This is a genomic window from Dyella sp., from assembly GCF_035277725.1.
Taxonomy (GTDB): Bacteria; Pseudomonadota; Gammaproteobacteria; order Xanthomonadales; family Rhodanobacteraceae; genus Dyella_B.
Window position 1 is genome coordinate 1 of sequence record NZ_DATEJY010000184.1, and the last position, 7,224, is coordinate 7,224.

Here is a 7,224-nt window from a genome sequence, read left to right on the forward strand (position 1 = left end):
GGCTTCAGCATGCCCTGCACATCCCCGAACTTCCCATCGCTGAACTTCGGCGTGATGCCCAGCAAATGCGCCATCAGCGGATACACATCCACGTTGGGGAAGCTATGGAAACGAATACCGCTCTGGAACGCCGGTCCATGCGCGATAAACAGCGCCTGCATCAACGGATCGGCATTGTCGTAGCCGTGTTCGCCAATGCTTATGTGGCCCTTGTGACTGGCTTGATAGTCCGTGGTGGTGATGCGCCAGCCCACGTCGGCCACGCATACCAGCTGCGGCACGCGCGTGTTCGAGCCGTAGTTGAAGCGGGCAGGGATGCGCGTCTTGTCCCAGCAGTGCATGTGCTGTTGCGGTTGCTCCAGCTTTTTCTCAATGGCGTTGAAGTCATGGCCGCGCTTGGGATTGAAGCCTGCCAGCACGCCCAGGCTTACTTCTTCCACGTCATCCATGGGAACCAATTTGTCGATCAATACGCTGTTTTCCAGCGGCGTACTTGCCATGCCGTGATCGGCCAGCACGATGATGTTGATCTTGTCGTACAGGCCGCGCTGGCGCAGCCCACCCACCAGGCGCGCCATGGCTGCATCCGTGTCGCGCAAGGCCTGGTTCACTTCCGGTGAATCCGGCCCATGCCCGTGGCCCGCGTGATCGACGGCATCGAAATACAGGGTAAGAAAAGTGGGGCGCTGTTCCTGCGGCAGATCCAGCCACGCAAGAATCTGGTCGACGCGCTGGTTCGGCGTCACCTTGCTGTTGAAAGGCTTCCAGTAATCCGGGTGCCTGCCCTGGATGTCCGCTTCCGAGCCCGGCCAGAACATGGTTGCGGTGCGCAGGCCATTTGCATCGGCAGTCACCCACAGCGGCGTCGCCTGATCCCACCACAAGCCATTGCTGACGGCGCTGCGATTGCTCAGCGAAAACTTGCCCAGCTGCGGATCGACCATCGTGTTGTTGACGATGCCGTTATGGTCCGGCACCAAGCCAGTCACGATGGCGTAGTGATTGGGAAAGGTCAGCGAGGGGAATGAGGGTTGCATCGAATCGGCATGCACGCCCGTTGCAGCCAGCTGCTGCAAGCTGGGGCTCAAGCCCCGATCGATGTAGTCGGCGCGGTAGCCATCGATGGAAATCAGCAGCAACGGCGCAGTGGCCTCGATCTTGGCCTGCTGTGTCTTGCTTTGCGTCGGCCCGGCGGGATGCGTGGCACAGCCACCCAGGGCGATCAATGAGCAAAGCAGCAGGCTGGATAAGCGTTTCATGGAGCGGAACCCGTATTTCGATCAGCCGTGAATGATGACGCAGTTGTGTGACTAATTCAGCATGCCGGGCAGCGCAGATACGTGCCCTGTGCCGTCGCAAGTTTTTATGTGGGCGGGATCGGGCCAGGAACTACAATGCCGGTTCCCCGTGCCGCCGATGGAAGCCGTCATGTCTGCGATCGAACCACGTCCACCCCTGCCACCGTTTACCCGCGAAACCGCGATCCAGAAAGTGCGCCTTGCCGAAGACGGCTGGAATACGCGCGACCCCAAGCGCGTCGCGCTCGCCTATACGCCCGATAGCCGCTGGCGCAATCGCTCGGAATTTCTCACCGGTCGTGATGCGATCGTGGCATTCCTTGCGCGCAAATGGGCACGCGAATTGGACTATCGCCTGATCAAGGAATTGTGGGCGTTCGATGGTAACCGCATCGCCGTGCGCTTTGCCTATGAATGGCATGACGACTCCGGCAACTGGTTTCGTTCGTATGGCAACGAGAATTGGCTGTTCGATGAAAACGGCTTGATGGCTGTGCGCCACGCCAGCATCAACGACGTGCCGATCAGCGAAGCCGAGCGCAAATACCATTGGCCGCAAGGACGCCGGCCGGATGACCATCCCGGGCTCAGCGATCTGGGCCTGTAGCGACAAGGGCGCGTTATTCCGACATCGCGGAATAACGCGCGTGCATCACGCAGGCTGGCGCAGCAGCACTCGGCCGGAAGTCAGTTCATACACCGCGCCGACCACTTTGACGCTGCCATGCGCTACGGCTTCGGAGACCACCGGTTGTGCCGAGGCAATGCGCGAGACGTTGTAATCGACATTGGTGCCCACGGCTTTGGTCAGCATATCGTCGCCACCGGCTTCCACCGTCTTGGCAATGCCGGGCCGCACGGCGTCGACGATATCCCAGATGTGGCCGGGCAGGGGTGCTGGATGTTTGATCTCGTTGATGGCGGCCTTGATCGCACCGCATTCCGTATGCCCCAGTACCATGATCAACGGCGTCTTGAGCACGCCCACCGCGTATTCGAGGCTGGCCAGGCTCTCACCGCTCAGGTAATTGCCCGCCACGCGGATGACGAACAAATCGCCCGGCCCTTGATCGAATACCAGCTCCGGCGCGACGCGTGAATCGGCGCAACTCAAGATGGCCGCAACCGGATATTGTGCCTTGGCGCGCGCGGCACGGCCGGACGAAAAATCCTTGGCATCGAGCTGATTGGCCGCGTAGCGCGCATTGCCCTGCAGCAGGCGATGCAAGGCGGCATCCGGTGAAATCGCGTTCTGCGGCGAGGGTTCTGCTACATACGCCCGCAAGGGCGACATGGCGCTCAGCGCGAGCAATCCGAGGCTCGCTCCAAGAAAGTGACGACGAGACCGTGAAGACGCATGATCGCAAGAAGCGTGATCGCACATAGCCTACCTCCATGAGGGTTGTGAGAGGAGCGTGAAGATCTTCTACAACGAGAGGTGTCGCATCCCGATTTATGTGTTGCGGATCGGGCTTGGAGCATAGACGAAAATGCTGAGCGTTGGTTCTCTCCAACTTACCGGCGCTTCAACCATGCCGTAGCACCTAAACCCGCCCGATATCCGCTCGCAAAACATGCCGTCAGTAGATAGCCACCGGTGGGCGCTTCCCAATCCAGCATTTCCCCCGCGCAGAACACACCGGGCAGGGCGCTCAGCATCAACGCACTATCCAACGCTTCCAACCGCACACCGCCGGCGCTGCTGATCGCCTCGGCGATGGGGCGTGGCTGTTTCAAGCGCAGCGGCAGGCATTTGATGGTGCGCGCCAACAGCGCCATGTCGTGGCGTTGTTCCGTATCCAGCACCTCGTGCAACAGCGCGGTTTTCACGCCCACGAGTCCGGTCTGGCGCCGCAGATGTTCGCTGAGCGTGCGGCTTCCGCGCGGTTTGGCGAGATCATGACGCAGCCTTTCCAACGTGCGATCCGGTGCCAGGTCCAGCTCCAGCACGGCATGGCCTTGCCGATGGATGGCATCGCGCAAGCCGGCGGATAACGCATAGATCACGCTGCCTTCGATGCCGGTCTGCGTGATCACGCATTCACCCTGCAGCATGGGCATGCGTCCGGAGGTATCGTGCAAGCGTGCGGCAACGGGCTTGAGCGGTGCACCGGCAAAACGCGTAGACAGATGCGTGCTCCAGCCAATATCAAAACCGCAATTGGCGGGCTGCAAAGGCGCCACGTCCACACCGCGTTCGACCAATCGAGGCTGCCAGGCACTATCCGAACCCAGTTGCGGCCAACTGCCGCCACCCAACGCCAGCACTGCCGCATCGGCATGCACAAAGCTTTCGCCCTCGGCCGTGGCGAAATGCCAGGCGCCATCGTCGCGCCAGCCGAGCCAGCGATGATGCACGTGAAAACGCACGCCGCTTTCGCGCAAGCGATGCACCCAGCCGCGCAGCAGCGGTGCGGCTTTCATGTCGCTGGGAAACACGCGGCCCGAGCTGCCGACAAACGTATCCACACCCAAGCCGCGTGCCCAGTCCCGCAATGCAGCGGCGTCGAAATCATCCAGCCATGCGCCGATGTCCCGCGCTCGCTCGCCATACCGCTGATCGAATGCCGGACGCGGTTCGCTATGCGTAAGGTTCATGCCGCCTTTGCCGGCGATCAGAAACTTGCGTCCGACCGAACCCTTCGCCTCGTACACATCGACGTCCACGCCCTGCGCACGCGCGGTTTCCGCAGCCATCAACCCTGCAGGGCCGCCGCCGATGACGATCAGTTGGGAAGAGTGGATAGACGGCATGTGCTGGCACGGCGTGGAAGACCGTACATTGTAAGAGAGCTACGCGCCGTTTCCGCGTGGCGCCAGCCGCCGGATCACGGGCTCATGCCTTGGGTAGCGATTCAGCAGCGCCTGCGTATCCGCCAATTCGAAGTTCGAAAATTCAAATCCCGGCGCCACCGTGCAACCGACCAGCGAATAGCCCTGCGATCCCTCGCGCTCCGCCGCAAACCAGCAGCCCGCAGGCACGACGCACTGAAATACCGCGTCCGGCTGCTGCAGCATCTTACCGAGCCGCTGCACTTTCCATTCACCATGCTGATCGAGCATATGGATCAGCAGCGGATCGCCGGCGTAGTGGTGCCACATTTCATCGGCGTCGATGCGATGCCAGGCGGAATAGGCGTGTGCGTGCAGCAGGTAGTAGATGCCGGTGGATGCGTGGCGCTGCGCGCCATCCGCTTTCGCGATACGCTCGCTGGCGCAATAAGTACGCCGATAAAAGCCGCCTTCGGGATGCGGTTGCAGATCGAGTTTCTGGATGATGTCGTCGACGATCATGCGATGGTCTGCCATGTAAGCTGGGATGGAATCCCAGCATATATCGGCATGGCGATGCTGGGATTTCATCCCAGCCTACGTGGCGCTCCGAACAGGTCTCCGCGTGCCACTTGATCTTCCATCGCCAGCAAATACCGCTTCGTCGGCAACCCGCCACCAAACCCTGTCAAACTGCCATTCGCTCCGATCACCCGATGGCAGGGCAACACGATCGGCAACGGATTGCGTCCGTTGGCAGCGCCCACCGCGCGTACGGCCTGGGGCTGCCCGATGCGTCGCGCCATATCGCCATAGCTGATGGTGCTGCCGTACGGAATCTTGGCCAAAGCGTGCCACACCGTGACCTGGAATGGCGTCCCGATCGGGTGCAGCGGCAAATCGAAGACGGTGCGTGTGCCGGCAAAGTATTCCTCCAATTGCTTGCGTGCGAACGCGAGCTTGGCGGGATCTTGTTTCCATGCCGGATCGGGTTCTTTCCGATGCTTGCCGGTTTCGAACCACACTTCGCGCAGGCCGCTTGCATCGGCAGCCAGCAACAGCTTGCCGATCGGCGTGGGCAGATAGTCGTACCAGATGTCGTTCGATGTCGTCATGCCACTGCTCTCTTGCGTGTCGCTGCAGGCAGCTTGGCGGGTTGGCTCATGCTGCGCCATAGATGCATGACTGCATAGGCGCGCCACGGGCGCCACGCTTCCGCCATCTGCGTCAATGCCTTGGTGCTGAGAGTGCTGCCGTCGCCGGATGCGGCGCGGCGAAGAATCAGATCAGCCGCCGGAAACGCATCCGGATGGCTCAGTCCGCGCATCGCCATATAGTGCGCTGTCCATTCGCCGATGCCGGGCAGGGCGACCCAATGCTGCACGAATTGCTCCAGTGATTGATCGACGCGAAAATCCACTCGCCCATCCAGCAGAGCACGCGCCACGCCACGAATGGTTTGCGCACGCGACGTGATAATGCCCAACGCATTCAGATCGGCATCAGCGAGTGTTTCCGGTGTGGGAAACAAGCATTCCAACCCTGGTGCTACCGGTGTTGATAGTGGCGCGCCATAGCGATGCACCACGCGCGACGCAAGCGTACGTGCCGCGGCGACACTCACTTGCTGGCCCAGAATGGCGCGCACCGCTACTTCAAAACCATCCCAGCTTCCTGGCAATCGCAGGCCCGGGTATTTGCGCAACGAGGCACGCATAGGCGCCGTCGTTTGCAACGCCGTGGCGATGGCTTGCGGATCCGCATCCAGATCGAACATGCGGCGAATACGCGTTACTACCGACAACATCTGCGCCGGTTGCGGGCAATGCAACTGCAGGCGCAGTGCGTTGTCCTGCTCTGGCCATGCACTCAAGCGCAGCCAGCCTGGCGTGTCGGGCGGGCCGAATACGCGCGTGTAGCTTTCATCGTCGACCACCTCAATGCCGGGCAGGGCACGCCCACGCAGAAACGTCAGTATCGCGTGGAAATCGTAAGGTGGCCGGTAATGCAGGCGCAGCATCAGACTATCGCCCTGGGCGGCATACGGTTTGCGGCGCAAGTCGCGCGGTGCGACGCGGTTGGCCTGCGCGAAGGCGGCATTGAAGCGCCGCAAACTGCCAAAACCCGAGGCAAGCGCCACGTCCGTCACCGGCATGTTCGTCTCGGTCAACAGTTGCTTGGCGAACAACAGGCGGCGCGTGGTGTGCACGTCGATCGGCGGCGCGCCCAGCCGTTCCACGAACAGGCGGCGCAATTGCCGTGCGCCTATGCCAACGCGTTGCGCAAGCGCATCGACAGAATGATCCTGTAGCAATCCATCGTCGATCAGCTTCAATGCACGCGTCATCACATGATCGCCGCGCTGCCACGCATCGTTGCCCGGCGCCAGTTCCGGCCGGCAGCGCAGGCACGGGCGAAACCCCGCCGCTTCCGCCGCCGCAGCCGTCGTGTAATACGCGACGTTTTCGCGCTTGGGCGACGGCGAAGCAGGACATACCGGCCGGCAATAGATGCGGGTTGTGCTCACCGCAATGAAGAACAGCCCGTCGAACCGTGCATCGCGGCTCAGTCGAGCCCGCTCGCAAGTTTGCGGGTCCAGCGTGGGGAGGGTGTGGAGTTCTGACATGGGGTGCAGGCTAGCACCGTTGGGGAGAGGAAACTCGCCGTTTTCGGACATGAGCCCTGGGTGGGTTCATGTATTGCGATTGCAACGATGGCTCGCTAGCGTTGCGAGCTTTCGACCGCGAGGGAATGCCATGCAGATGAGGGTGGGGTTTGCATTGTTGTGTGCTTGCTGGATGGGGATGGCAGATGCGCAATCCGCGCCGCCGACGTGGATGGCAACGGACGGGGCAGCGGATTGCCACGTCGAAGGCGCCGGCGATCCTTGGAACAAACCGGGTGCGACGCTGCACATTGCCTCAGTCGCTGAGGATGCAGGCAAGTCAGGTGCCGTCGGTTCGGCAAGCGATGCCATGCCTTTTCGCAACAGAAAGATCAAGCTGGAAGCGGACCTGAGCACCCAGGGTGCCGAGAAGGGCGCAACGCTTTACCTTACGGTGTATGGTCCGCGCGGAAAGCTGGATTTCATCAGCACGGGTCGACTCCCTGTTCGCGACAATCAGCAGCAGGTGCACCGTGCAATTGAACTGGC

The 7,224-nt window shown here is 61.5% G+C and carries 8 protein-coding genes; 2 read left to right on the forward strand and 6 right to left on the reverse strand.

From position 1 onward, the window contains the following. On the reverse strand, positions 1-1,259 hold a 1,259-nt coding region (locus VJR68_RS15915), incomplete at its 3' end, for an ectonucleotide pyrophosphatase/phosphodiesterase (protein WP_324149283.1). A gap of 169 nt (positions 1,260-1,428) precedes the next feature. Between VJR68_RS15915 and VJR68_RS15920 the strand changes: the two genes are divergently transcribed. Then, positions 1,429-1,905 (forward strand): nuclear transport factor 2 family protein, encoded by a 477-nt coding sequence (locus VJR68_RS15920; RefSeq protein ID WP_324149285.1) that lies wholly within the window; start codon positions 1,429-1,431, stop codon positions 1,903-1,905. Positions 1,906-1,950: 45 nt separating this feature from the next. Here VJR68_RS15920 and VJR68_RS15925 read toward each other — a convergent pair whose 3' ends face one another. From VJR68_RS15925 to VJR68_RS15945, 5 genes are all read right to left on the reverse strand, one after another. After that, entirely contained in the window at positions 1,951-2,592 is a 642-nt protein-coding gene (locus VJR68_RS15925) for a carbonic anhydrase (RefSeq protein ID WP_324149287.1), read from the reverse strand. A gap of 221 nt (positions 2,593-2,813) precedes the next feature. Continuing rightward, a complete protein-coding gene (locus tag VJR68_RS15930) occupies positions 2,814-4,052 on the reverse strand; it encodes a TIGR03862 family flavoprotein (RefSeq protein WP_324149289.1) in 1,239 nt (412 codons plus the stop codon). Between the two features lie 39 nt (positions 4,053-4,091). Next, entirely contained in the window at positions 4,092-4,607 is a 516-nt protein-coding gene (locus tag VJR68_RS15935) for a cupin domain-containing protein (protein ID WP_324149291.1), read from the reverse strand. Positions 4,608-4,657: 50 nt separating this feature from the next. Then, a complete protein-coding gene (locus tag VJR68_RS15940) occupies positions 4,658-5,185 on the reverse strand; it encodes a methylated-DNA--[protein]-cysteine S-methyltransferase (protein WP_324149293.1) in 528 nt (175 codons plus the stop codon). Continuing rightward, positions 5,182-6,696 carry a DNA-3-methyladenine glycosylase 2 family protein gene (locus VJR68_RS15945; protein WP_324149294.1) on the reverse strand — a complete coding sequence of 505 codons (1,515 nt, stop codon included), beginning with the start codon at positions 6,694-6,696 and terminating at the stop codon, positions 5,182-5,184. Before VJR68_RS15945 ends, VJR68_RS15940 begins: the two co-directional genes overlap by 4 nt. A gap of 130 nt (positions 6,697-6,826) precedes the next feature. Here VJR68_RS15945 and VJR68_RS15950 point away from each other — a divergent pair. Then, the coding region (locus tag VJR68_RS15950; protein WP_324149296.1) for a hypothetical protein at positions 6,827-7,224 on the forward strand (398 nt) is incomplete at its 3' end.

Excerpts from the sequence above, each read along its gene's own strand:
- VJR68_RS15920 (WP_324149285.1), top strand. The coding sequence starts at position 1,429 with ATGTCTGCGATCGAACCACGTCCACCCCTGCCACCGTTTACCCGCGAA.
- VJR68_RS15925 (WP_324149287.1), bottom strand. The coding sequence starts at position 2,592 with ATGTCGCCCTTGCGGGCGTATGTAGCAGAACCCTCGCCGCAGAACGCG.
- VJR68_RS15945 (WP_324149294.1), bottom strand. The coding sequence starts at position 6,696 with ATGTCAGAACTCCACACCCTCCCCACGCTGGACCCGCAAACTTGCGAG.
- VJR68_RS15930 (WP_324149289.1), bottom strand. The coding sequence starts at position 4,052 with ATGCCGTCTATCCACTCTTCCCAACTGATCGTCATCGGCGGCGGCCCT.
- VJR68_RS15935 (WP_324149291.1), bottom strand. The coding sequence starts at position 4,607 with ATGGCAGACCATCGCATGATCGTCGACGACATCATCCAGAAACTCGAT.
- VJR68_RS15940 (WP_324149293.1), bottom strand. The coding sequence starts at position 5,185 with ATGACGACATCGAACGACATCTGGTACGACTATCTGCCCACGCCGATC.